The organism is Nocardia speluncae NBRC 108251 (genome assembly GCF_001613245.1).
Taxonomy (GTDB): Bacteria; Actinomycetota; Actinomycetes; order Mycobacteriales; family Mycobacteriaceae; genus Nocardia; species Nocardia speluncae.
In genome coordinates, this window is sequence record NZ_BDBZ01000001.1 from 57,503 (window position 1) to 81,253 (window position 23,751).

Here is a 23,751-nt window from a genome sequence, read left to right on the forward strand (position 1 = left end):
AGGGTGCGTGGTGAATTGATCTTTTGACAGGTGATCCGTCCGGCTCTCGTGCGCTCCGGTCCCGGCGGCGTCCGCGTGACAGCGCGGTTCCCGCTTGGTTCCTTTGCGTCGAGGTTCGGAGGTGCTGGCCCTGCACCCCAACGGTGAACGAGTTACCGCTGGGGACCGGAAAACAATAGGAGGCGGTTATGGCTACCGACGCGTACATGGAACAGACTTCGCTGGCCGAGATCATTCGGCACGGCAGTCCGGAGTTCCATCAGCAGCTGCAGAAGATCCTGAGTAACCCGGACTATGCTGTCACGGAGCAGCAGAACCAGGAGCAGCGGCGCCTGAACGCCTACGACCAGCTGGCCGACCTGGTGCAGGAGATCGGCACCCGCGCTGTCGCGACCGACCTACCGAAACTTTTCGCGGTGTTCGATCAATGCGCCGTGCTGGCGACCGATCTGATTCCCTTGATATCCGGCCACTACAACCTGGCAACGGGCAGCTTGGCCACGCTCACCGATTCCGACTCGGCCGCGCCATACCTGATGGATCTGGATGACGCCAGCGCCGTCGGTGTGATCCTGCTGACCGAGTACGAGTGCGGCTCGAATATCCAGTTCATGCGGACCACTGCGACATGGGACGGTGACGGGTTCGTGCTCAACACCCCGGACCCGAAAGCACGAAAATTTATGCCCAGTGTTGGGATTCCGGTTTCCCGGGTATGTATCGTAGGCGCCCGGCTCGTCGACTCGGCGGGTGTCGACCAAGGGGTCCACTTGTTCACCGCGCGCCTGCGCGACGCAGACGGCGCCTCCGCTCCCGGAGTGACGATCACCCAACTCGGCCATCAGCCTTTGGTGATCATGGACAACTCGGTCATCAGCTTCGACAACCTGCGGGTCGAACGCGACGCCTGGCTGAGTAACGACCTCGCCACCATCGACGACGACGGTGTACTCACCTGGCGTGACGAGGCGAGCCGCAAACGCGCCTTCGCTTCGGCGAGTAGCCAGCTCACTGTCGGGCGCCTGGCGCTTTCCTCCTGTCTGAACGCCGAAGCCCGCGCATCGCTCTACATCGCCCTGAACTACGCGAGCAAGCGGGTGGTGCCGATGACTCCGGTCGACCGGCCGCTCATGCTGGACATTCCCCATGTGCGTGACACGCTGCTCACCGACCTGGCCGGTACCGTCGCCCGCACCCTCTATGGCAACGCGGTGAAAACCTCGCTTGTGGGCGCGGATCTGACCGCTCGCGAGCCCGTGGTGGCGGTGATGCTCGCCAAGGACTTCATTCAGCGGCACGCTTTGGAGACGGTGACCGACTGCCGCGTGAAAATGGCCGCCCAGGGCATGTTCAGTGCCAACCGGGTCGCCGGCTACCTCGGAGTCTGTCACGCCGCGATGACAGGTGAGGGCGACGTCGCCGTCATGGGCTCGGTCGCCGGTCGAGTACTGGCCAAACAGCTGGCGGGCACACCGCCGCCTGCACCTGTCCTCCACGACCCCGCCGACCCCGCCGCCCGCGCCCGCCTGCTCAGCGCCCGGACACTGACGATTGCACAGGAAGTGCAGCCGCACCTGGGTAACCACGCACTGGAAGCGCGACTCGAGGTCATTCCGGACGCCCTGGCGCTCGCCGAGGCATACTCCGCCGAACAAGCCCTGCAGGCACTTGAAGAGCACGCCGGCGAACATGCCGAGATCGCCGCGGTACGTGACCTTTTCGCCCTGGACCAGATTCACCAGCACTCTGCCTGGTACCTCACCCACGGGCTACTCGACCTGGATGCGGTGAAGGCGGTCAAACAGCAGCTACGCAACGGACTGCTCTACGAGGCCATCGACGAACTCGCCGGCCATCTGCCTGCACTGCTGGCCGCTTTCGAATTCGACGATGACGTTCTCGGCGCGCCGGTGCTCGCCGATGACCTGGCCGCCGCGTGGGATACCCGCTGCCGCGACGACCGGCCAGGTCGCTAACTTGGAACCAGCGAGAGTTCTGGCGAGCGAGATCAAGCGATCGTGCCCATGAGGTGCGGCCGGCGCTAATTCAATTGACGCACCAGGGGCCTCGGCGCGTGGATACTCGCTGAGGAAGGCTTGGACTTCGGGCTGTGCGGCTCCTGCCGGCCCCCTGCGTGGGGTCGGCCGGAGTTGGCCGTGGAGTAAGAACATTATCGGTCGACCGGTCCCGTCGCGTTTTCGTCGTCGCTGCGCAGCCGTGGTCGCAACACCGGCGACGACGGGGCGTGCCGCGCGGCGGCACCGAGCAGTAGTCTGGCCGGGCCGGATCTTCGCCTCCCGAGAAATGGGCCCACTGTCATGACGTCACTGTCCGAAAAGGCCGCCGCATTCCGCACACTCCACCGGCCCGGTGATCCCGTGATCTTGCCGACGGTCTGGGACGCCTGGTCGGCGCAGTTGGTTCAGCAGGCCGGCTTCCAGGGGCTGACGGTGGGCAGTCATCCGCTGGCCGATTCGCTGGGCCGGGCCGACGGTGAGGGCATGTCGTTCGGCGAAGTGCTGGGTCGCGTACGGGAAATCACTGCGTCGGTGGATATTCCGGTGTCGCTGGATATCGAGTCCGGCTACGGCCTGGAACCGGCGCAACTGATCGATGGACTGATCGAGGCGGGAGTGGTCGGCCTCAATATCGAGGACACCGTGCACAGTGAAGGCGGCCGTCTGCGCGAAGCCCGGGAGCATGCCGATGTCGTCGCCGCACTGCGGCAGGCCGCGGACGGCGCCGGGGTGCCGGTGGTGGTGAACGCGCGCACCGATCTGTTCCTGCGCAGTATCGGCGACGAGGCCGATCGCTTCGATCGTGCCGTAGACCGATTGCGGATGGCTGCCGAAGCCGGTGCCGATGTGCTGTACCCGGTCGGATTCCACGACCCCGCAACGTTGCGCCGTCTCTGTGCCGAATTGCCGCTTCCGGTCAACGCCGTGGCACTCCCCGGCGACGGCGGCCCCAGCGTGTTCGCCGAAGCGGGGGTCGCGCGGGTCAGCTTCGGCCCGTTTCTGCAGCGGGCACTCACCGACACCGCCAACCAGCTGCTGGAGCGCTGGAACTGACCTGGGCGCCAGCGGATTACACGCTGATGCCGTGGGTGAGGACCGCCGCGAGTTCGCGGTAGGCGGCGCCGTCGTCCAACCCGGTGCGGGCGCGGACGCCGCCCTGCTGGATGCGGACCATCATGGTTGCGGCGAGATCTGCGGCGAAGGCTGCGTGGACGCCGCGGAACTCGCCGGCGGCGACGCCCTCGTCGATGAGTTCCTGGACTCGGCGTGCGGCAATACGGGTGTTTCGTTCGTAGACCTCGCGCGCCGGAGTGAAATGGTCGAGGTCGGTCATGAACCGGTCCGAGGCCACAGCCAGCGCTTTCCCGACTGCGGTGAGGTAGGTGGTGATGCGCTCGCGCGCCCCGCCCGCCGCGGCGACCTGAGCCTCTACGGTAGCGGTGGCGCGTTTGAAGAAATGCACGGTCGCGGCCGTGACCAGTTGCTCTTTACTGCCGGCGAGGGTGTAGAGGGTGGATTTGGAGCATCTGAGCCTGGCGGCGATGGTGTCGAGGGTCAGGTGTGCGAAGCCGTCGGCGAGAAACAGTGCGACAAGTGCGTCGAACAGTTCGGTACGGCGGGTGGTCGCGAAGGTTGCAGGCTGCTCCATACCGGGAATAGTACTGGGGAACGTCTTGCAGTACTGGTCGGTGGACAGTACTGTGGCCGATGTCCGAGTACTGTCCTGTGTATCGCCGCGAGGAGATTTCTGTGGCTGTCGATCGACTCCTGCCCACCGACGAGGCTCGGGATCTCATCGCGCTGACCCGCGACGTGGCCGACAAGGTACTGGCGCCGATCGTCGACGAGCACGAAAAGGCGGAGACCTATCCCGAGGGTGTATTCGCCACGCTCGGCGAAGCAGGTCTGCTGAGCCTGCCCTACCCGGAGGAATGGGGTGGCGGCGGACAACCCTACGAGGTGTACCTGCAAGTGCTCGAGGAGATCGCCGCGCGCTGGGCCGCGGTCGCGGTGGCGGTGAGTGTGCACAGCCTGTCCTGCCACCCACTGATGGCGTTCGGCACCGAGGAGCAGAAGCGGCGCTGGTTGCCGGAGATGCTCGGCGGCGCCACTGTCGGTGCCTACAGTCTGTCCGAACCGCAGGCCGGATCGGATGCCGCGGCGCTCGCCTGCAAGGCGGCCGCAATCGGCGGCGGATACCGGGTCAACGGTTCGAAGGCATGGATCACCCACGGCGGTATCGCCGATTTCTACAATCTGTTCGCGCGCACGGGGGAGGGATCCAAGGGAATCTCGTGTTTCCTGGTGCCGAAGAACACTGCGGGGTTGAGCTTCGGTAAGCCCGAGGAGAAGATGGGCCTGCACGCCGTGCCCACCACCTCCGCCCACTACGACGATGCCTTCGTCCCGGACGAACGCCGTATCGGCACCGAAGGCCAGGGGTTGCAGATCGCGTTCAGCGCCTTGGATTCCGGCCGCCTCGGAATCGCCGCGGTCGCGGTCGGGCTGGCGCAATCGGCGCTCGACGAGGCCGTGGCGTACGCGCAGGAACGGACGGCATTCGGTCGCAAGATCATCGACCATCAAGGGCTGGGTTTCCTGCTGGCCGATATGGCCGCCGCGGTGGATTCGGCCCGCGCCACCTATATCGACGCCGCGCGGCGACGGGACGCGGGATTGCCGTACTCCCGCAACGCGTCGGTGGCCAAACTGGTCGCCACCGACGCCGCGATGAAGGTCACCACCGACGCCGTGCAGGTACTCGGCGGCTACGGCTACACCCGCGATTTCCGGGTCGAGCGCTATATGAGGGAAGCCAAGATTACCCAGATCTTCGAGGGCACCAACCAGATCCAGCGCCTGGTCATCAGCCGCCACCTCGCCGGCTGACCGGACCGCCGCTGCCCGGATTCACACCGTGGGTGTGCCGACGCGGATCCGGTTTCCATCGGGGTCGCACAGCTCGATTTCCCGTGCCCACGGCGCCTCTTCGGCTCGGATGCCGAACTCCGTCGCGATGGTATCGATATCGCGAACCCGGAGGTAGACCAGTGTATCGGGGCGGGCGTCACCCGTGTGCTCCGAGAGGAACAACCGCACGCTGCCCCGTGCGATCTCGACGAACGCCGGAAGCTCCGGTGCGAAGCGGTGCTCCCACACCGCGGCGAAACCGAGTCGCTCGTACCACTCGACTGCCGCGGCAGCATCATCGACGTGGAGAATCGGAATGACTTCTTCGTCCATGCGGCCATGGTCGCAGACCGGAGCGCGCCCTCATCGCGCGCTCCACCCGCCGTCCATCGTGTAGGCGGCGCCGGTGACCATGCCTGCCTCCGGCGATGCCAGCCAGCACACCAGTGCGGCGACCTCGTCAGGTTCCACAAGGCGTTTCACAGCGCTTTCGGTGAGTAGAATCTTGTCCAGCACCTCCTGTTCGGGCACACCATGCGCCGCTGCCTGGTCCGTGATCTGCTTGTCCACCAAAGGGGTTCGTACGTAACCCGGGTTCACGCAGTTGCTCGTCACGCCGTGCGGGCCGCTCTCGAGAGCGGTGACCTTCGACAACCCCTCCAGCCCGTGTTTGGCCGTTACGTACGCGGCCTTGTACGGCGAGGCGCGCAGACCGTGGACCGAGGAGATGTTGACGATTCGGCCCCAGCCCTGCTCGTACATATGCGGTAGTGCCGCACGCACGAGCAGGAACGGCGCCTCGACCATCAGTGTGAGCAGATCCCGGAAGCGCTGTGGTGCGAAGTCCTGGATCGGGCTGATGTGCTGCACCCCGGCATTGTTCACCAGGATGTCGGTATCGAGGGTGAGGTCTTCCAAGGCTGTGACGTCGAGCAGGTTCACTGCCCACGCCGTGCCGCGGAGTTCCGTGGCGACGGCGGCCGCCCCGGCGGTATCGATATCGGCCACGGTGACTGTGGCGCCGCGCGCCGCGAGCGCCCGGGCGCAGGCCGCACCGATTCCGCTCGCGGCGCCGGTGACCAGGGCATTCCGTCCTGTGAGATCACTCATCGCGCAGGAATTTCGGCCGGGGCCAGGCTTTCGGCATCGGCGCGATCGAGGCTCTCCAGGGCCAGCCCCTTCGTTTCCCGCGCGGCCAGGGCCGCGATCGCGCTGACCGCAGCCGCACCCGCCAGATACCAGGCGATCGGCACCGCGGATCCGTAGACGTCCAGCAGCCGGACGGCGATGATCGGCGCCAGCGACCCGGCCACGATCGACGTGACCTGATACCCCAGGGACACACCGGAATAGCGCATGCGGGTCGGGAACATCTCGGCCATGAGCGCGGGCTGCCCGGCATACATGAGGGCATGGAAGACCAGGCCGATGATGATGGCGGAGAGGATGATCAGGTTGTTTCCACTGTCCATCATCGGGAAGGCGAAGAACCCCCAGGTGCCCGCCGTCACCGCGCCGACCAGATAGACCGGTCGCCGGCCGTAGCGGTCGGACAGATTGCCCACCAGCGGAATCACCACGAAATGCACCGCGTGCGCGGCGAGTAGCCACCACAGGATCACCGACGTATCGGCTCCCACTTCCACCTTCAAATAGGTGATGGTGAACGTGACCACCAGGTAGTACATGATGTTCTCGCCGAACCGCAGGCCCATGGCGGTGAACACGCCGCGCGGGTATCGGCGCAGCACCTCGACGACGCTGAGCGATCCGGCCGCGATTTCCTCGGCCTCCTGCTGTGCCGCGAGGAAGATCGGCGCGTCGGTGATCTTGGTGCGGATGTAGTAGCCGATCAGTACGACCACCGCCGACAACCAGAACGCGACCCGCCAGCCCCAGCCGAGGAACGCCTCGTCGGACAGTGTTGTCGTCAGCACCAGCAGCACCACCGTGGCCAGCAGATTGCCCGCGGGCACGCCCGCCTGCGGCCAGCTCGCCCAGAATCCGCGGCTGCGGCTGGGGCTGTGCTCGGCGACCAGCAGTACCGCACCGCCCCATTCGCCGCCCACCGCGAAACCTTGGATGAATCGCAGGGTCACCAGCAGGGCCGGTGCCCAGTAACCGATCTGCCCGAAGGTCGGCAGGCAGCCCATCAGGAAGGTCGCGGCGCCGACGAGGACGAGGCTGAACTGGAGTAGCTTTTTGCGACCGTACTTGTCGCCGTAGTGCCCGAAGACCACACCGCCGAGCGGGCGCGCCACGAACCCGACGGCGTAGGTGACGAACGCGGCGAGGATCGCGTCCAGATCGCTGGTGCTCTCGGCGAAGAACACCTTGCTGAACACCAGCGTGGCGGCAGTGCCGTAGAGGAAGAACTCGTACCACTCCACGACCGTGCCCGCCATCGACGCGGCAACCACGCGCCGCAGGCCGCCGGGATCGGTGTTCTTCGCGTCGACCGCGTCGGGTCCGGGGCTGTGCTCCCGCATGGCAGTGCTCCTTCGCGCCGGAGGCCGCACCCTCACTCGATGTGACGGCCCCCACAGTATTCGGCTGCACTGAGTATTGGTGCAGACGATTTGTCTCGCAATGACCATTTATGCAGCACCGTTGTGCAAGAGTGCAGATATGGGCATGTCCGTCTCCGGCCGCCCCAGCGCCGACGACCTTCTCGTATTGCTCGCGGTCGGCCGTACCGGTCGATTCGTGACCGCGGCGGACGAACTGGGCATCAACCACACCACCATCTCCCGGCGTATCGCAGCGCTGGAGCAGACGCTGGGCGGCCGGGTACTCACTCGCGTTACCGGCGGCTGGGAACTGACCGAACTCGGTCGCGAGGCGCTGGCCGCGGCCGAGGCGGTGGAATCTGCGGTGAAATCACTGGCCGCTGGTGCGGACGGGAACCGGGTGCTCGAAGGGGTGGTCCGGATGTCGGCGACCGACGGTTTCAGCGCCTATATCGCCGCGCCCGCCGCTGCCCGGGTGCGGCGCCATCATCCGGATATCGCGGTCGAGATCGTCGCGACCACCCGGCGGGCGTCGCGCCGGCGTTCCGGGGTGGACCTCGAAATCGTCGTGGGGGAACCGCAGGTGCGCCGCGCCACCGCTACCCACCTTGCCGACTACCGGCTGGGCCTCTACGGCTCCCGCGAATACCTTCGCGACAACCCGGCTCCCGCGACGATCGACGATCTGGCCCTGCACCCGCTGGTGTACTTCATAGATTCCATGCTCCAGGTCGACGACCTGGACCTGGCCTCCGGTGTCGTTCCCGCCATGCGCGAATCCGTCACCTCCACCAACGTTTTCGTGCACGTCGAAGCGACCCGCGCCGCGGCCGGCCTGGGCCTGCTGCCCTGTTTCATGGCCGACCGCCACCCGGACCTGGTGCGCGTCCTACCGGATTCGGTGGCGGTAACCCTCGGCTACTGGCTGGTCGCCCGAGCCGAGACCCTGCGCCGCCCGGAAGTCGCCGCGGTAGTGGCCGCGATCCGGTCGATGATCGACGACCACCGTGACATCCTCGCGGGCCGGGGATGAGCGCGCGGCCGGAATCAGTCCACACGACTTCCGCCTCGTGGTGGTGCCGAGACCGGATCCGATCGGCTGCACGGTGCCCGGAGTAACCGAGTGTGCAGCGCCAGATACAGCAGCGCCGCGTCCGCGGGCGAGGCGAATGTTTTTCCGGTGAGTCGTTCTATTCGCTCGAGACGGTGCCGGACTGTATTGCGGTGCAGATGCAGACGCTTTCCCACCGCGGTGCTGGAGCCGCCGAGGTCGTACCAGGCCAGGGCGGTGTCGATGAGCAGCCGGGAGTCCTCGCGATCGAGTCGATCGAAGGCGGCGAGCAACTCAGCGAATACATCCGCCGCCAGCTCCGGGTTCGCGGCGATCAGGGCGCGTTCCGGCGCGGAGGCGTAGGTGTGGACTCCGGTCTCGGCCGGACCTGCGCATCGGAGTGCGAAACGGGCCTCGTCGAGTGCGGTGGGCGCGTCGGCGAGGTCGGTGAAGGGCCGGCTGGCCCCGGCTCGCGCCCGCACTGTCCGGAGCGCTCGCTCGAGTGTGGCCGGTGAGCCGGCGGCGACCAGAGTGACCAGTTCATCGCCGAATACGGTCGACGCGGTGACGACTCCGGTCGCGTCGAGGTGAACATCGCCGACCAGGACCACCGAAACGGCTCGGGTGGACAGACCCATCCGGCGGCCGAGTTCGGCGCGCTGTCCCGGTGGTAGACCGGGGTCGAGCAGCGCCCGCAGCATGCCCTGGCCCGGTTGTGCGGTCCCGGCCGCGACCACGCGCCGGTAGGCGTCGGCGGCCGCCACCGAATAGTTGTCGACGGTGGCCCATACCAGGGTGGACAGCCGGGGGAGTGTCGCACGATCGCCGTCCCCGGCGGATTCGACGATGATCTCCCAGAACACCAACCCGGCGACACGGAAAGCGTGCAGCAGGCTTTCCAGCGGAATACCGCGCTCGGCCTTGAGCCGCCCGGCTCGCCGAGCGGGCTCGCGGGAATACGGGACCTCCGCAAGCGCGTCCAGCCATGCCGCGCAACAGTCGGCGACCAACGCGACCAGCTCGTCGTGGCCGAGTACGGGGGTGCCGTAGTCGATATCGTCGTGCTCGATCCGGGCGGTCACCCGCTGGGTGATCGCCGTCGAATCGGCGTGGAGATCACGCAGGAGGCGCGACTTCTCGAACTGTGTGTCCTGGCTCACTACTTCTCAAGGTAGTGCCGGCAGTGCGTGTGCACAACGGAGCCGGTCGAAGTGGGGGCTGGCGCCCCTCGCCGCACCGACCGGTATCCCCCGATACTGGGCATCCAGTGCCGCTGCCACCGCGGCCACCGACCGATCGGAGTTACCGCCGTGACCACAGCAACCCGCGAACTGTTCGAGCGTTACCACGCCTGCTGGGCCGACCGCGATCCCGATCGGATCGTCGCACTCCACACCGCCGATTCCGTGTTCCACCTGCATTCGGGCCAGGAACCCGCCCGGGGCCGGGCCGCCATCCGCGGGGCGGCGGCGGGGACCTTCGCCCTGGTCCCGGACCTGACCTTCCGTGAGCTCTCACTCCGCGTCGGCGAGGATTTCTGGGTGGTGCGGTGGCAGTTGACCGGTACCTCCGCCACCGGCCGCGACGTATGCGTCGACCTCGCGGATTTCGTGCTGGTCGAGGACGGCGCGGTCAAGGAGAAGCATTCCTACGTCGACGGTGTCGCCATGCAGGCAGCTCTGGGGTGACGTAGCCGGCGCCCGGGTCAGCTCCGGAGAGACCACTGGTATCGGCTGGTGGGTACCAGGTCCAAATCTTTATCGGCGCCGAATCGTGCCACGCTGTCCATGAGTTCGGTGATCCGGCGCCGGAGTTCGGCTTTGTCACCGCGGCTGCCGTAGAACGTGTGCGGGTCGGTCATCGCGCCCATGGGGAAATGTTCCTCGGCGATGGCCGCGATATCCGGTGCCGCGGGGGTGAGTCTTTCCTCGACGGTGTTCTGGATGTAGGCGACGGTGTTCTGGGTGCGGATGGCGATCGGGGTGTGCTGCACCTGCCAGTACTGCAGGTATTCCGCTCGGGGCATAGACGTGGGTCTGCGCAGTAAGGCGATATTCGCCAGGGCGTCGCAGCGGGTACCGTCCGGAACAGGCGTCGGATCGAGGCGGATGTTCTCGTGCACGCGATAGGCGTGGAGTGCCTGTTCTCCGGTGGTATCGGCCACCGCGGCGACGATCGTGGCGGGGTCGCCGCCGGTCCATACCGAGACGAGCGCGGTGATCGGTTCACCGGGGCCGAATCGCATCGATGTGGGCGCGACGTCGGCATCGTCGAGGTTCACCTGCACCGCGTTCGCGCCGGTGGTGGCCAGCGCTTCCCGGAATTCCGGTGCGCGGAGCCGGTCGCCGACACCTGCGCCGTGCAGGGCGAGGATCAGTTTCGCCATGGCGAAAAAGTAGCACGTGTTCTAATTTTGCCGAGACGAAACGGCCACCCGAAGCCGAATGCAGAAAGGCCGACCTATGAGGTTCACCTACGCCGAGACCATGACCGACCCCACCTACTACGTGCCGCTGGCACAGGCGGCCGAGGCCGCCGGGTACACCTCGATGGTCCTCGCCGACAGCATCGCCTACCCCCGCGACTCCGATTCCACCTATCCCTACACCCCGGACGGCAGCCGGGAGTTCCTGGAGGACAAACCGTTCGTCGAAACCTTCGTCCTCGCCGCCGCGCTGGCTGCGGCGACCACCACCCTGCGGTTCACCCCCTTTGTGCTGAAGCTGCCGATCCGGCCGCCGGTGCTGGTCGCCAAACAAGCGGCATCGGTGGCTGCGCTCAGTGGTAACCGCCTCGGCCTGGGCGTCGGAATCAGTCCGTGGCCCGACGATTTCGAGATCTTCGATGTGCCGTTCGAGAAGCGTGGTAAGCGGATGGACGAATGCCTCGATATCGTCCGCGGCCTCACCATAGGCGGCTACTTCGAATTCCACGGCGAGTTCTACGATCTGCCACCGATCAAGATCTCACCCGTGCCCACCGAACCGATCCCGCTGCTCATCGGCGGACACAGCCGTCCGGCGCTGCGCCGCGCCGCCCAGCGCGGTGACGGCTGGATGCACGCCGGCGGCGATCCGGCCGATCTCGACCGCCTGCTCGCCGAACTCACCACCCTGCGCGCCGAATACGGTACCCGCGAGGATTTCGAAATCCATGTCATCTCGCTGGACGGCTTCACTGTCGACGGTGTGAAACGCCTCGAGGACAAGGGCGTCACCGATGTGATCGTCGGCTTCCGCGACCCCTACGGTCGCGAGCAGGACACCGAGAGCCTGGACACCAAGATCGCGAACCTGTCCCGTTTCGCCGAACATGTCATCGCCCGCACCCAGTGAGCGCCGAAAATCGAGCCGAGGAAGTCGAAATGAGTAGTTTGGCGGGGAAAGTGGCGCTGGTGACCGGCGCCTCGTCCGGGCTCGGGGCGGCGGTCGCGCGACTGTTCGCCGGTCGCGGGGCGCAGGTATTCGGCGTGGCGCGGGACGAAACCCGGTTGGCCGAGGTGTTCGCGGAGGTGCCCGGTGGCCGATTCACCATTGGTGATATCGCCACCGCGCAGACGTGCCGGTCGGTGGTCGAGGACTGTGTCGGCGCGTTCGGGCGCCTGGACATCCTGGTCAATGTCGCGGGCACGCACCGGATGCGCCACACCGGGGAAGTCACCGACGACGACTGGGAGCACGACCTCGCGGTGAACCTCAACGGCCCGTTCTACCTCTGCCGTGCCGCGCTCGGGCACCTGTTGGAGACCGGCGGCAATATCGTGAACGTCGCCTCCATCGCCGGAGTCGAAGGCCAGGCGTATTCGGCAGGTTACTGCGCCGCCAAACACGGTCTGGTCGGCCTGACCCGCGCCCTCGCGGTCGAGTTCACCGCAGACCGCCTCCGCGTGAACGCGGTCTGCCCCGGCGGCATGCTGACCCCGCAGGTCACCGGATTCACCCTGCCCGACGGTGCCGACCCGAACCTGGTGATGCGGGTCGCGTCCCCGCGGGGTATGAACCAGCCGGAGGAGGTCGCCTCGGTGATCGCGTTCCTGGCCAGTGACGACGCCTCCGCGGTCCACGGTGCCGTCTACCTCGCGGACAACGGCAAAACCGCAGGATAGCCCGAGTTAGCACATCGGATGGTCCAGGTCGCTGCGGTGGCTCGCGCCGGTATGCGGTGCCATCGGGATCCGGCGATGAACGATCACACCGGCCCCGTGGTTTCCGCTCACCGGGAACCGGGCGCCTGATCACCCGGTCAATGGGAAGACCGAGCTCGCCGGGAATCCGGTGGACCTAGCGTCGCCCGGATGAGTGCAGAATTCACCGGAGGTGCCCGATGACGCGCCTACCGGAACGAGTGGCGGTGGTGACGGGCGCGGCCGGCGGGGTGGGTCGCGCCCACTGCCGCCGGCTGTCCGAAGAGGGTGCCGATATCATTGCCATCGATCTCGCCGAGAACGCGGACGGTCTGGCCGCCACGGCCGCGGAGGTCGAGCGCACCGGCCGCCGGTGTATCACCGGATTCGCCGATGTATGCGACCTACCGGCCGTCGAGGAAGCAGTGCACACGGGCGTGGCCCAGCTCGGCCGCCTCGACGTGGTCGTCGCCAATGCCGGTGTCTACGCGGATAATGCGCCGGCCTGGGAGCTGACCGACGAATCGTGGCAGCGGGCGCTCGATGTCAACCTGACGGGTGGCAGACCATGGTGGACGTCAATCTGACCGGTGTATGGCAGACCTGCTGGGCAGCCGCCCCGCATCTCATCGCCCGCGGCAGCGGATCGATGATCCTGACCAGCTCGATCGCGGGCCTGCGCGGGTTGGTGGGCGTGGCCCATTACACGGCCGCCAAACACGGAGTAGTCGGGTTGATGCGTTCGCTGGCACAGGAACTCGCGCCGCACGGGATCAGGGTGAACACGGTGCATCCCACCAATGTGGATACACCGATGATCCAGAACGATATGGTCCGCGGATCCTTCCGGCCGGACCGCGAGCATCCCACCCGCGAAGAGTTCGCCGAGGCCGCGAGAACCATGAACATGCTGGCGATTCCGTGGGTCGAACCGATCGATATTGCCAATGCGGCACTGTTTCTGGCCTCCGAGGAGGCCCGCTACATCACCGCGGTGACGCTGCCGGTGGACGCCGGCAGCACCCAGCGCTAGGAGACGATGCGGGGAAGCTGCCGTGCTTCCCCGCACGGTCCGATCGGTCCGGGGCTACACGCGCTGCGCGAGTTCGGCGGTGGACACCGCGGGGGTAGAACCGCTCTCCGAACCTTCGCGATCGCCTCGGCCGGTATCGGGCCCGGCGTTCGCCCGGAGGCGAGGCGACGGCCGCCCACCCGCCGGTGAGCAGTTGTGCTGCAACCGGGCCCGGCGGCGGCCGGACTGCTCAGCTGTCAGGGAAAGCCGAATGCGTCGCAGGTCCGGTTACTTCCTCCTGCCGGGTCCCGGGGCACGGTCGGACTGATCAGCCGAGCCGCCCCGGGACGGGTTCGGTGCGGTATTCGTCGGTGCGTAGCTCACCCTCGGCGACGGCCCGTTCGATCGAATCGCGCAGTGCCGGACAGGTCGGGATCCAGTTGCTGGGCTCGCCCAGGGCCGCCCGGCGGGCGAACTCGGGGCAGGCGGATTCGGCATCGTCGAGCCATTGCACGCTCGTGTGGCTGGGGCTGTACTTCTCCACCAGAACGCGGTTTCCGCAGTTGGCGCACTGAATATTTCGCACGGTCACTCCTTTGTCCGCCGGGCGCGCGCCGCGCGCCGATACAGCCGTCCACCCTGGCACGGCCGAGGTGTCCGATCCAGGGATCAGCCGAAATCGACGTCTTCGGCCGACCAGAAGGCGCGCATACCGGTGATCCGCGCGTCCTCGTCGAAGGTCATGACATCGATAGGCTCGACCGTGATCGTTTTTCCTCCGGTTTCGGTGACAACCCGGAAGGAAAACGCGGCGTTGTCGCCGCTCACGCGCAGGCTCAGCAGTTCGGTGCGCCGGCGCGCCGATTCGAGGGGGCTGTAGAACTTCTCGATGGCCGCGCGGCCCGTGTGCGCCGGCGAGCCGACAGGGTCCTCCAGTGTGGCGTCCGGGTGGTAGAGCGCGGCTATCTCGGCCGCGGTCCCGGTGGCGACGGTGTCGAGGTAGCGGCGCACGGCCGCACGGATCCGGTCCGGTTCCGGCATGATGTACATCCTGTTCTGGTCGGGTAGGTCAGCGGCCGAGCATGTCGCGGACGGCGAGGTGGCTGAACAGCATCGAGGCGCCGATCGGATTACCGCCGCCGGGATAGACGGTGCCGCTGACGGCGGCCATGGTGTTGCCCGCGGCGTAGAGCCCCGGAATCGCGGTGCCGTCACCATCGAGGACCCGGGCGCCGGTATCGGTGCGCAGACCGCCCTTGGTGCCCAGATCGGACAGTCCGAACGCCGCCGCGTGGAAGGGCGGCCGATCGATCGGCACCAGGGGCGATTCGCCCTGGGAGAACGCGCGATCATAGGCCTCGTCGCCGCGGCCGAAATCGGTATCGGCGCCGGCCGCGGCCATCGCATTGAAGCGTTCGACGGTCGCCACCAGGCCGGCGGCGGGCACACCGATCACCTCGGCCAGCTCCTCGAGGGTGTCGGCGGTCCGCCACAGTCCGGCTGCCACGTATTTCTCGGTCGCGTCGAACGACACATTGGGGGCCTGCACCGGAGGAGTGACACCGTCGCGGTCGTCGTAGATCATCCAGTAGGGGAGGGTGAGCTCGCCTGCGCGCATACGGTCGATGGCGGCGCGCCCGAGCCGGTCGTACGGTGCGGACTCGTTCACGAATCGCCGCCCGTCCTGGTCGACGAAGATACCGCCGGTGAACCACAGCGCGAAGGCCGATCGGCCGTCCGGGTGGGTGAGCCCCGGCGACCACCAGGCCTGATCCATGAGATCGGTATCGGCGCCGGCCGCGATCCCGGCCTCGTGCGCCCGGCCCTGGTTTCCGGGTGGACCCATCGTGTCCCGTGCGCTGCCGGGCACACCGTAGCGCCGGCGCAGCTCGTCGTTGCCCTCGAAGCCGCCGGCGGCCAGGATCACGCCGTGCCTGGCCCGGATCGCCATGGTTCCGCTGGGCCGTTCGATCAGCGCGCCGACGACCGCACCGTCCTCGACGACGAGTTCGGTCAGAGCGGCGTTGCGGTGTAGGCGGACCGCTGGGTAGGTGGCCAGCGCCCGCAGGAAACGCCCGATCAGGGCCTGTCCGCCGATCAGCACATCCGGCAGCGGCGCGCCCAGCCGGTCGGTGTCCAGCGGCCCGCGTAGATGCGCACGCAGTTCCCCGAGTTCGGCGGCCGGCAGCGGGACCGGCATGATGTGGCGCTGCCCGTCCAGACGGGCCTTCGGCGCCGCACCGAAGTAGTCGGGCCATGGCAGCATCTGGAACGCGAAACGGTCGTCGGCTTCCAGGTACTCGATGAGATCGCGGCCGCGGCGTACATAGGTTTCCTGTAGTTCGCGCGGGGTCCGGTCACCGACGACAGCCCGATAATAAGTAAGCGCGTCGTCGAGGGTGTCGTCGGTACCGGCCCGCTCCAGCACCGGATTGCACGGGAACCAGACGCCGCCGCCACCGGAATACGCGGTGGTGCCACCGAACTTGTCGGTCGCCTCCACCACCGCGACCGACAACCCCTCCCGGGCCGCGGTATAGGCACCGGCGAGGCCTCCGCCGGAACCTGCCACCAGCACATCGACTTCGTCGTCGAAGTTCACCACTGCTCTACCGCCTTTTCGCGCTCCCGGATTGTGCCGAGGCCGACGCTAGATCGGCCGCCGGGCGGCGCGGGGCCGCCTTCCCGGTGACCGGGACACCGGGTTCGGCATCCGCCTCGTCGTGTAGTGGTGTACCGGACCGGTATATCGGCGTTGATAGCATTCGGCGGTGACGACGAGCGAACCCGATCCGGCGCAGGTGAACCTGCCGCCGACCAGCTGGGCGGTGCTCGCCATGCTCTCCTACGAGGAGGAGATCTCCGGTTACGATCTGAAGAAATGGGCTGACTGGAGTATCCGGTACTTCTACTGGAGCCCGTCCTACAGTCAGATCTACTCGGAGCTGAAGAAGCTCGAACGGCACGGATTCGCACGGTCCCGGGTGGACAGCGACAATGCTATGCGCGGTCGCCGGCTCTACCGCATCACGCCGGCCGGCCGGACCGCTGTCACCGCGTGGAGCAACAACGCACCCGTCGACCCGCCGATGCTGAAGCATCATGTGATGTTGCGGGTCATGTTCGGGCACCTCAGTTCCCCGGACCGGCTCAAGGAAATCCTGCGCGACCATATCGCCGATGTCGAGCATCTGGAACACAGCGCCGCCGTCGATTCCGCAGCTGCGAAATCGGAACCCGGATGGGCGTACTCGCAGATCGTGCTGCAATGGGCGCAGCGCTACTACGCCAGCGAACGCGATCTCGCCCGGCAGCTGATCGACGATATCGATGCGGCCGAATCCGCGCTGGTGACAGCCGAACACGATGAAACGTCCGACTATCCGCATCCCCTCCCGGGGCGTTGGCGTGAGGTCGAGCAGCGGGTCCGGCGGGAGGATCCCGAACGGCGCTGACGGCATGCCGGTAGCGATATCGCGCCGGTCGACGTGGCGAGCGCGGGCTATGACGGTCCGCACCGGCCGGGGCGGGGCGGCTCCGGCCGGACAGGTTCGGTCGGGTAGCGGACCGCCAGGGGGCGGTGGCCCGGTCAGGTGAGTGCCGGCTCGGCGTGGACCCCCGGCCGGAGTTTCGGCGCCGGCCTCGAGGGGCGGGGCTGTTGCAATGTGGGATGCACCCGTACCTCGCCGTCCTCGACATTGCGCCATATCCCGAGGGCGGTCATCCGTAGCGGTGCCGCCAGCCGGTGGTCGAGGGATATCCGCCGGATCGGCCCGCAGATCGATACTGCCGCGACCGCCCGGCCGATCTCGCCGATCGGCGCCGCCACACAGCCGAACCCCGGCACCGACTCTTCCCGTTCGAAGGCGGCGCCGTACGCCCGGACCTTGGCCAGCTCGGCCCGCAACTGTGCCGCAGTGGTGATGGAGTAGCGCGTTTTCGTCCGAACGGCGCCGCCGCCGAAGAAATCGGCGGCTTCGGTATCGGCCAGGATCGCCTTGCCTACGGCCGTGCAGTGGGCGGGCTGGCGGCCCCCGACACGGGTGGGGACCGCGTTACCGAGCCGGCCACCGACCTTGTCCAGGTAGACCACGTCCGTCCCGTCGAGTACGGCCAGGTGTACGACGTACCCGGTACTGCGGTGCAGTTCGTGCAGGAAAGGTACGGCGGCGCGGTGCAACCGGTCCTGATGTACCGCGAGGGAGCCGAGTTCCATCAGTCGAAGTCCGAGTTCGTAGTCGCGCCCGTTGCGGCGTAGCCAGCGCAGGCGCACCAGTTGTTCGAGGATGCGGTGTACCGAGGACCGGGGCAGTCCGGTGCGCCGGACGACCTGCGCATGCGTCAGGCGGCCGTGCCCTTCGAACGCGTCGAGGACCAGAGAAATCCGGTCGATCACGGCGCTCGGGGTCGCGGTGTCGGCGGGAATGGTCATGGAGCCCTCCATCGGGGTCTGCGAGCTGATGCCCAACGGAATATGCCGAATAGGAATATACCTATATGTAACATCCTGCTGTGCTCGCTGTCACACAAATCCCGGAAGATGGCCGAAAATGACGAACGGCCCTCCGGGTCGAGCGAAATGCTCGACCCGGAGGGCCGCATACGGTGCCCAGCGGTATCGGTTACCGGGTGGTGGTATCGACGACGGCGCCGCGGGCGATATTGTCCGCGACCTCGGCTTCCCAGCTGGTGACCGCGCGTTCGGTATCGATCTCGAACTCGAACCGTTTGGTCATATCCTCGGTGATGTCCTCGACATCGACGTAGAACTGCTGGTACCAGCGGCGCAGCTGGTAGACGGGACCGTCCTCCTCCGACAACAGCGGGTTGTCGATAGGTGCCTTGTTCTTCCAGATCTCGACGTCCTGTTCGAAACCCACCTCGACACCGCGGGCGAACTTCCCCGCCATTGCATCGGCATCGGCGTCCGACATTCCCTCGGGCTTCTTCACCATGGCGCCGTACTGCAGGACGAAGGAGTTCGAGCTGACCGGATAGTGGCAGTTGATCAGCACTGTTTCGATCGTCCTGCCGCCGGCATTGTTCCACAGCCAGTCGATCATGTAAGAGGGGCCGAAATAGGAAGCGTCCGAACGCAGGGAGGAGTTCGGATCGTCGTAGTTGGTGCCGACATTGATGTCGCCGCGCGGTGTGGACCGCATGTACTGCGTAGCCACATGACCCTCGAAAACGTTCTTGAAGTAGCGAGGGAACGAATAGTGGACGTAGAAGAAGTGGGCCATATCCACTACGTTGTCCACGATCTCGCGGCAGTGGGACCCCTCCACCAGCAGGGTGTTCCAGGTCCAATCGGTCCACTCGGCTGTGCCGTAACCGTCGATCTGCGGAATCGTCACGTCATCGGTGGGCTTGCTGCCCTGTGGATCGTTCCAGACGAAGAGCTGGCCATTACGTTCCAGCGTCGGCCAGGCCCGGGTCTTCGCCAGCGGCGGAACCCGGCGCGCATACGGGATCCCGGTGCATTTGCCGTTGCCGCCCCAGCGCCAGTCGTGGAAAGGGCAGGCGATGGAGTCGCCTTTGACCGTGCCTTGCGCGAGATTTCCGCCCATATGGCGGCAGTACGCGTCGATCACATGCAATGTGTCATCGGATTCGGACCGGAACACCACCAGTGTGGTGCCGAAGGCCTTGACCTCATGCGGTCGGCCGTCCCGGAACGATTTCGCCAGGCCGAGGCAGTGCCAGCCGCGGGCGAACCGGGTCGGAGCCGCGGCCGCTTCGATCTGCCGGAATTCCTCGTCGTCGTGCTGGGTTTGCCCGTTCGGTACGTGAGCCCGCATCGGAACCTCCATGTTCCCACCAGAGTTGTGTGTCTCAGCCCGATGGTGACGCCGGTCGGCGTGCGGCGTGGGGTGAGGTCCCAGTCAGTGGGCTGATTTCGCCGAGCGTGCCCGCAACCCGTTGCCTCGCCGGGCACCGGGAGTAGGGCGGCCTGGATCGAGCCGGTGAGTTCGGGTGATCCGCGCGCCGCGTGTCGGCCGGCCGGCGGGGACCCGGTGGCTCCTATCCTGGGACCGGGAATCGCCCATCGGGGAGTGCTCGCGCCACGCTGAACGGAAGGTAGGACGGATGCAGCCAATCCCCGCCGGTAACCACATCGTGGTCGGCGTCGACGGATCCGAGACCTCCCTGGCCGCGGCCGAATGGGCGGCCGCGTTCGCGAGCAAGCTCGCCCTGCCGCTGCACCTGGTGCATTCCTCCCCGGCTCCCGGTCCGATGCCCGAGATCGCGATGACCCCGGACGAACTGGCCGAGCGGTTTCGTGCGTATCGCTCGGAATTGCTGACCGCCACCGAAAACGCCGTGCGCCGGTGGGCACCCGGTATCGAGACGGCCTCGATCGCGGACAGCGAGCCACCTGCCGTGGGGCTGCTGAAAGCGGCCCGGGGCGCCGCGATGATCGTTATCGGGGCGACCGGCGCCGGGGCGGTCGAACGGTGGATTCTCGGATCGACCGCACTGCGTGTGGTCGATCGGGCGCAGTGCCCGGTGGCGGTGTGGCGCGGCGACCCTGCGCAGCCGTCCCCGGGCGATCGGCCCATCGTGGTGGGGTGCGACGGCAGTCCGCTGTCGGCCGGGGCGACCGAACTCGCCTTCGCCTGGGCGCAGCTGTTCTCCGTCCCCGTCGTACCCGTGCGAACGTGGACCGACAGCGCGGCCGTCGGGGATTCCGTACCCACGGCGATTCAGGTGTTCGGGCCCACGGCGATGACCGTCGATTGGGAGACCATCGCTCGCGCGGAGGCCGGGGTACTGTCGACGATCGTCGCGCCGTACCGGGACAAGTTCCCCGGCGTCACCGTGGAGGAGCGGTCTCGGCGTGGTTCGGCTGTCCGTGAATTGCTGCGGGCGCTCGACGAGGGGCAGATGCTGATCGTCGGCCGCAAAGGCGGCGGGCGTCTGCGCGGTGCGCTGCTCGGCTCCACGACGCAGAACCTGCTGCACCGGGCTCGGGGGCCGCTCGTTGTTTACCGCGGGCCGGACAACTAATGGTTGCCGATCTACCACTGTCCACCACGCGGCCGGGTGTGGACACGGCCCGTTCTGGGCCCGCCGGCCTCCCATGTCACGCGAGAACGGCGGGACGGCTCGGCAGCGGTGTTCCGAATATTTCGGCCCGAAGTGCCGGCGGCCCTCGTTGTTTCGATCGTTTTCTCGGCCGGAGAACAATTCGAGTGTTTCGTCGCGGCAGAGAGGCTCGGCGGTCGGCGGAGCGGCCCTGAGCTTGGCATGGGGTCTGCTGGGCATCATCATCCGAGCGGCCACGGCCGGTGTGGCGGGGTTGATACCTGGTCAGCGGGCGAGGCCGCACTCCGCGGCGCCGGCGGTGAGTTCGTCCAGGCCGAATGCCTCGACGGGGCCGAGAGCGCCGGTCCCGAGCAGGCCGCCGTCGAGAGCCGTCCGGGCGCCCCAGGCGAGGATTGCCGCAGTGAAGTCGTAGGGGTCTACGCCGGCGAGCGTTACGGAGGCCCGGTTGCGTCCGGCGGCATCGGATACGTCCGCGACCGCCCAGGTGCGGGTGCGCGCCCGGGCAGCGGAGGACGGACCGCCGTTCGAACCTTTGACGACGCGGGTCAGCGCTGATTCCGCCAGCCGCTTCACCGGCGCCACACCCGCGATCGTGGCGGTGATCAGCGAGGTCGCCCGCAGACCTTGGGCGGCGGGCCCGGGCAGGCCGAGGTAGACATCGGCTTCGCGGAGCTGCGGATACGAGCGGGTCAGGGCGAAATGCTCCGAACCCGGCACCGACGCCCCGGCCCGGGTGCGGTCCGCGACCTCGAAATCGCGGACCCGCGCGGCGGTTCGCTGCGATACGATCCGGCCGCCACGCAAAGCGAAGCCGTCCTCGAACAGCATGCCCGCCATGGACGCGCGGGTGCCGCCGCTGGTACCGGGATCGGCGATGAAATAGCCGATATCGGCGCGGACGGCGTCCGGTGCCTCGCCCAGTGCGAGCGCGGCGGCAAGATTGCCTGGCACATAATCGAATCCGAACGCGGTGAGCAATGCGACGCCGGCGCGGCGGGCCTCGTCGTGGTGGTCGAATACCGTGCGGATGAACGGGCCTTCTCCGGTGGAGTCGAAATAGTGCGCGCCCGCCGAGAGCGCGGCTGCCAGCGCGGGCTTTCCATAGCGCAGGAAGGGCCCCACCGTTGTGATCAGCACGTCGCCTCGGCCCAGTAATGTACGGACCGAGCCGGGGTCGGTCACATCGGCTACCGCAGTCTCCGCGCCGCCGACCTCGGTGGCCAGTTTCGCGAGGGAATCGGCGTTGCGGCCGGCGAGCACGGGTGCGGCGCCGCGGGCGGTCAGCGCCTGCGCGATCAGACGGCCGGTATAGCCGGTGGCTCCGAACAGCACGATCTTCGGCATTGCTGGTACGTCCGTTCTGTCCTCGGTCGGGTGACGTCACATCAATCTGGCATGCACGACACTACGTCGGCACGGGCTGCCCGCAGCGGCCCCGTCCGGAAGCGTTATCGGTGACGTCATCGGCCCGGCTTCGATGCCGCGGCGACCGGTCGGTTCGCCCGACCGGTTCTCGGCTTCGAAGCCGTACTCGAGCAGCAGGTTCGCGGCCCGATAGGACCGTAGGCCGCCGGTGCAGAAGGTGATCGACAGCCGATCGTCGGGAGCGCGGGTATTTCTCACCAGGTGCGCCGGGGGCAGGTGGATCGCGGAATCGTCGTCGGCCGGACACTGCGGGATCGGGATCGCTCGTTCGCCCGCGCGACGGCTACGCCAGGGGGCCGCCAATGGCAGGAAACGGGACCGTGATCCCCGCAGGCGGTGGGTGGCCGGAGCGCATCCGATAAGTTCACACAGGGGAATATCGGCGCGGAATACGCAATCAGGAGGATGGGCTTGGGGATCGAGGTGCGCACCCTCGGCGCGGCCGAGTTGGCGGACGGTGCCGACGCATTCGGCCTGGACGCGACCACTTTGCTCGAACCGTTGCTGCTGGTCGATCTCGGCGGCATCGATGCGGCGACCGCAGCGGCCGCCGCGGCGCGGATACCCGCGCTGGGTGGACCGGTGGTGGGATTCTGTTCCGGCGGTATCGCTGCCGAACTCGCGCCGTTGACCGCTGCCCTGGACCTGACCTACGCGGAGGCGGCGGATCCGGCGGACCGGGCGGTTGTCGTCACCGGTGATCCCGAACGCGCCGTTGCCGAGTTCGCCGACTGTGTGCGGCGGTATCCGCAGGCGTCGAGTTTCGCGGCGCAGGTGGTGCGCGCGTCGGAGGGGCTTCCGGTGCCCGCGGCCATCGACGTCGAGTCCTTCGCTTACTCCACACTCCAGGGCGGCCCGGAATTCGGCCGCTGGCTCGCGGAGCGCCGCGCGCTGGGCCGTCCGCTACCGCCTCCCCCCGGAGCCGACCCGGTGCTGCTCGCCACCGCCGGCGATACCCTCCGCATCACGTTGAACCGCCCGGAGCGGCGTAACGCTTACGGCACCGCTCTGCGTGACGCCCTGGTCGACGCTTTGCGCACGGCGCTGCTCGCCGGCGCGTTCGGAAGTATCGTGCTCGACGGTGCCGGTGCGGCATTCTGCTCCGGCGGGGATCTCGACGAATTCGGCCACACCCCCGATACCGCAACCGCTCATCAGATCCGGACCCGAGGCGGAGCGGCGCGGTTGATGGCCCGGCTGGGGGAGCGCACCGAGGTCCGATTGCACGGTCATTGTGTGGGCGCCGGGATCGAGATCTCCGCGTTCGCCGGACATGTCGCCGCCGCCCCGGATACCGTCATCCGATTGCCCGAGGTGGCGATGGGGTTGATTCCGGGTGCGGGCGGCACGGTGAGCGTGCCCCGGCGGATCGGTCGATGGCGGTCGCTGCACTTGTTCGTCACCGGTGTCGCGCTGGGTCCGCAGCGGGCACTCGAGTGGGGGCTCGTCGACGAGATCGTAGGTGCGCACCCGAACTAGCCGGGACCGCGTCGTCACAGTCACCGGACCCGGGTGCTGCCGACGGGACTCGGGGAGCCTAGTGGACACGAGGCGATTCGGGATGGTATTCGGCACCAAAATAAGGTAAACATAATCATAGATTGTCGGGGCTTGAACTCCAGTGGGTGCGGGGGAGCGGCCTGAACGTATGG

22 protein-coding genes and 1 pseudogene are annotated in these 23,751 nt (G+C 67.4%); 11 read left to right on the top strand and 12 right to left on the bottom strand.

The window, feature by feature from the left end:
- Nucleotides 1-188: 188 nt before the first annotated feature.
- Both NS6_RS00265 and NS6_RS00270 read left to right on the top strand, forming a co-directional pair.
- On the top strand, nt 189-1,976 hold the full coding sequence (locus NS6_RS00265) for an acyl-CoA dehydrogenase family protein (RefSeq protein WP_068035106.1): 1,788 nt from the start codon (nt 189-191) through the stop codon (nt 1,974-1,976).
- 342 nt (nt 1,977-2,318) lie between these two features.
- Complete coding sequence (locus NS6_RS00270) at nt 2,319-3,071, top strand: isocitrate lyase/PEP mutase family protein (protein ID WP_068035108.1); 753 nt, start codon at nt 2,319-2,321, stop codon at nt 3,069-3,071.
- A gap of 16 nt (nt 3,072-3,087) precedes the next feature.
- On the opposite strand, the gene NS6_RS00275 is transcribed toward NS6_RS00270, so the two are convergent.
- Nucleotides 3,088-3,666 carry a TetR/AcrR family transcriptional regulator gene (locus NS6_RS00275; protein ID WP_068035109.1) on the bottom strand — a complete coding sequence of 193 codons (579 nt, stop codon included), beginning with the start codon at nt 3,664-3,666 and terminating at the stop codon, nt 3,088-3,090.
- A 101-nt stretch (nt 3,667-3,767) separates the two neighbouring features.
- Between NS6_RS00275 and NS6_RS00280 the strand changes: the two genes are divergently transcribed.
- On the top strand, nt 3,768-4,907 hold the full coding sequence (locus NS6_RS00280; protein WP_068035930.1) for an acyl-CoA dehydrogenase family protein: 1,140 nt from the start codon (nt 3,768-3,770) through the stop codon (nt 4,905-4,907).
- 21 nt (nt 4,908-4,928) lie between these two features.
- On the opposite strand, the gene NS6_RS00285 is transcribed toward NS6_RS00280, so the two are convergent.
- The 3 genes from NS6_RS00285 to NS6_RS00295 are packed head-to-tail and all read right to left on the bottom strand — an operon-like array spanning nt 4,929 to nt 7,417.
- A complete protein-coding gene (locus NS6_RS00285) occupies nt 4,929-5,261 on the bottom strand; it encodes a glyoxalase superfamily protein (RefSeq protein WP_068035110.1) in 333 nt (110 codons plus the stop codon).
- A gap of 30 nt (nt 5,262-5,291) precedes the next feature.
- Entirely contained in the window at nt 5,292-6,038 is a 747-nt protein-coding gene (locus NS6_RS00290) for a 3-hydroxybutyrate dehydrogenase (protein ID WP_068035111.1), read from the bottom strand.
- The gene (locus NS6_RS00295) at nt 6,035-7,417 is read right to left on the bottom strand and encodes an MFS transporter (protein WP_068035112.1); all 1,383 of its coding nucleotides are present in this window, start codon (nt 7,415-7,417) and stop codon (nt 6,035-6,037) included. Before NS6_RS00295 ends, NS6_RS00290 begins: the two co-directional genes overlap by 4 nt.
- Before the next feature lie 139 nt (nt 7,418-7,556).
- Here NS6_RS00295 and NS6_RS00300 point away from each other — a divergent pair, with 139 nt between their 5' ends.
- Entirely contained in the window at nt 7,557-8,471 is a 915-nt protein-coding gene (locus NS6_RS00300) for a LysR family transcriptional regulator (protein WP_210746630.1), read from the top strand.
- 14 nt (nt 8,472-8,485) lie between these two features.
- Here NS6_RS00300 and NS6_RS00305 read toward each other — a convergent pair whose 3' ends face one another.
- Nucleotides 8,486-9,649: a PucR family transcriptional regulator gene (locus NS6_RS00305; RefSeq protein WP_068035123.1), complete on the bottom strand. Its 1,164-nt coding sequence runs from the start codon at nt 9,647-9,649 to the stop codon at nt 8,486-8,488.
- 150 nt (nt 9,650-9,799) lie between these two features.
- On the opposite strand from NS6_RS00305, the gene NS6_RS00310 reads away from it, so the two are divergent.
- Nucleotides 9,800-10,177: a nuclear transport factor 2 family protein gene (locus NS6_RS00310; protein WP_068035125.1), complete on the top strand. Its 378-nt coding sequence runs from the start codon at nt 9,800-9,802 to the stop codon at nt 10,175-10,177.
- A gap of 17 nt (nt 10,178-10,194) precedes the next feature.
- On the opposite strand, the gene NS6_RS00315 is transcribed toward NS6_RS00310, so the two are convergent.
- Nucleotides 10,195-10,875 (bottom strand): EthD domain-containing protein, encoded by a 681-nt coding sequence (locus NS6_RS00315; protein ID WP_068035126.1) that lies wholly within the window; start codon nt 10,873-10,875, stop codon nt 10,195-10,197.
- A 76-nt stretch (nt 10,876-10,951) separates the two neighbouring features.
- On the opposite strand from NS6_RS00315, the gene NS6_RS00320 reads away from it, so the two are divergent.
- The 3 genes and pseudogenes from NS6_RS00320 (at nt 10,952) to NS6_RS00330 (ending at nt 13,645) form a co-directional block, all read left to right on the top strand.
- Nucleotides 10,952-11,824 (top strand): TIGR03619 family F420-dependent LLM class oxidoreductase, encoded by an 873-nt coding sequence (locus tag NS6_RS00320; RefSeq protein WP_068035127.1) that lies wholly within the window; start codon nt 10,952-10,954, stop codon nt 11,822-11,824.
- Between the two features lie 29 nt (nt 11,825-11,853).
- Nucleotides 11,854-12,594, top strand: coding sequence for an SDR family NAD(P)-dependent oxidoreductase (locus NS6_RS00325; RefSeq protein ID WP_068035932.1), 741 nt, complete (start codon nt 11,854-11,856; stop codon nt 12,592-12,594).
- 218 nt (nt 12,595-12,812) lie between these two features.
- Nucleotides 12,813-13,645, top strand: a pseudogene (locus NS6_RS00330) (mycofactocin-coupled SDR family oxidoreductase).
- A 307-nt stretch (nt 13,646-13,952) separates the two neighbouring features.
- On the opposite strand, the gene NS6_RS00335 reads toward NS6_RS00330, so the two are convergent.
- The 3 genes from NS6_RS00335 to NS6_RS00345 form a co-directional block, all read right to left on the bottom strand.
- Entirely contained in the window at nt 13,953-14,210 is a 258-nt protein-coding gene (locus tag NS6_RS00335) for a hypothetical protein (protein WP_062970388.1), read from the bottom strand.
- 83 nt (nt 14,211-14,293) lie between these two features.
- Nucleotides 14,294-14,665 (bottom strand): nuclear transport factor 2 family protein, encoded by a 372-nt coding sequence (locus NS6_RS00340; RefSeq protein ID WP_068035934.1) that lies wholly within the window; start codon nt 14,663-14,665, stop codon nt 14,294-14,296.
- Nucleotides 14,666-14,693: 28 nt separating this feature from the next.
- Nucleotides 14,694-16,229, bottom strand: a complete 1,536-nt coding sequence (locus tag NS6_RS00345; protein ID WP_068035128.1) for an FAD-binding protein — start codon at nt 16,227-16,229, stop codon at nt 14,694-14,696.
- Between the two features lie 232 nt (nt 16,230-16,461).
- Between NS6_RS00345 and NS6_RS00350 the strand changes: the two genes are divergently transcribed.
- On the top strand, nt 16,462-17,079 hold the full coding sequence (locus tag NS6_RS00350) for a PadR family transcriptional regulator (protein WP_084470545.1): 618 nt from the start codon (nt 16,462-16,464) through the stop codon (nt 17,077-17,079).
- A 134-nt stretch (nt 17,080-17,213) separates the two neighbouring features.
- Here the strand turns inward: NS6_RS00350 and NS6_RS00355 are convergent, their stop codons facing one another.
- Together NS6_RS00355 and NS6_RS00360 are read right to left on the bottom strand one after the other, a co-directional pair.
- Nucleotides 17,214-18,056: an IclR family transcriptional regulator gene (locus NS6_RS00355; protein ID WP_157112557.1), complete on the bottom strand. Its 843-nt coding sequence runs from the start codon at nt 18,054-18,056 to the stop codon at nt 17,214-17,216.
- Nucleotides 18,057-18,246: 190 nt separating this feature from the next.
- Entirely contained in the window at nt 18,247-19,425 is a 1,179-nt protein-coding gene (locus tag NS6_RS00360) for a 3-ketosteroid-9-alpha-monooxygenase, oxygenase component (RefSeq protein WP_245669073.1), read from the bottom strand.
- Nucleotides 19,426-19,714: 289 nt separating this feature from the next.
- Here NS6_RS00360 and NS6_RS00365 point away from each other — a divergent pair, with 289 nt between their 5' ends.
- Complete coding sequence (locus NS6_RS00365; protein WP_068035135.1) at nt 19,715-20,635, top strand: universal stress protein; 921 nt, start codon at nt 19,715-19,717, stop codon at nt 20,633-20,635.
- A 303-nt stretch (nt 20,636-20,938) separates the two neighbouring features.
- Here the strand turns inward: NS6_RS00365 and NS6_RS00370 are convergent, their stop codons facing one another.
- Nucleotides 20,939-22,018, bottom strand: a complete 1,080-nt coding sequence (locus NS6_RS00370) for a saccharopine dehydrogenase family protein (protein ID WP_068035136.1) — start codon at nt 22,016-22,018, stop codon at nt 20,939-20,941.
- A 492-nt stretch (nt 22,019-22,510) separates the two neighbouring features.
- Between NS6_RS00370 and NS6_RS00380 the strand changes: the two genes are divergently transcribed.
- Nucleotides 22,511-23,578, top strand: coding sequence for an enoyl-CoA hydratase/isomerase family protein (locus NS6_RS00380; protein ID WP_245669074.1), 1,068 nt, complete (start codon nt 22,511-22,513; stop codon nt 23,576-23,578).
- Nucleotides 23,579-23,751: the final 173 nt, after the last annotated feature.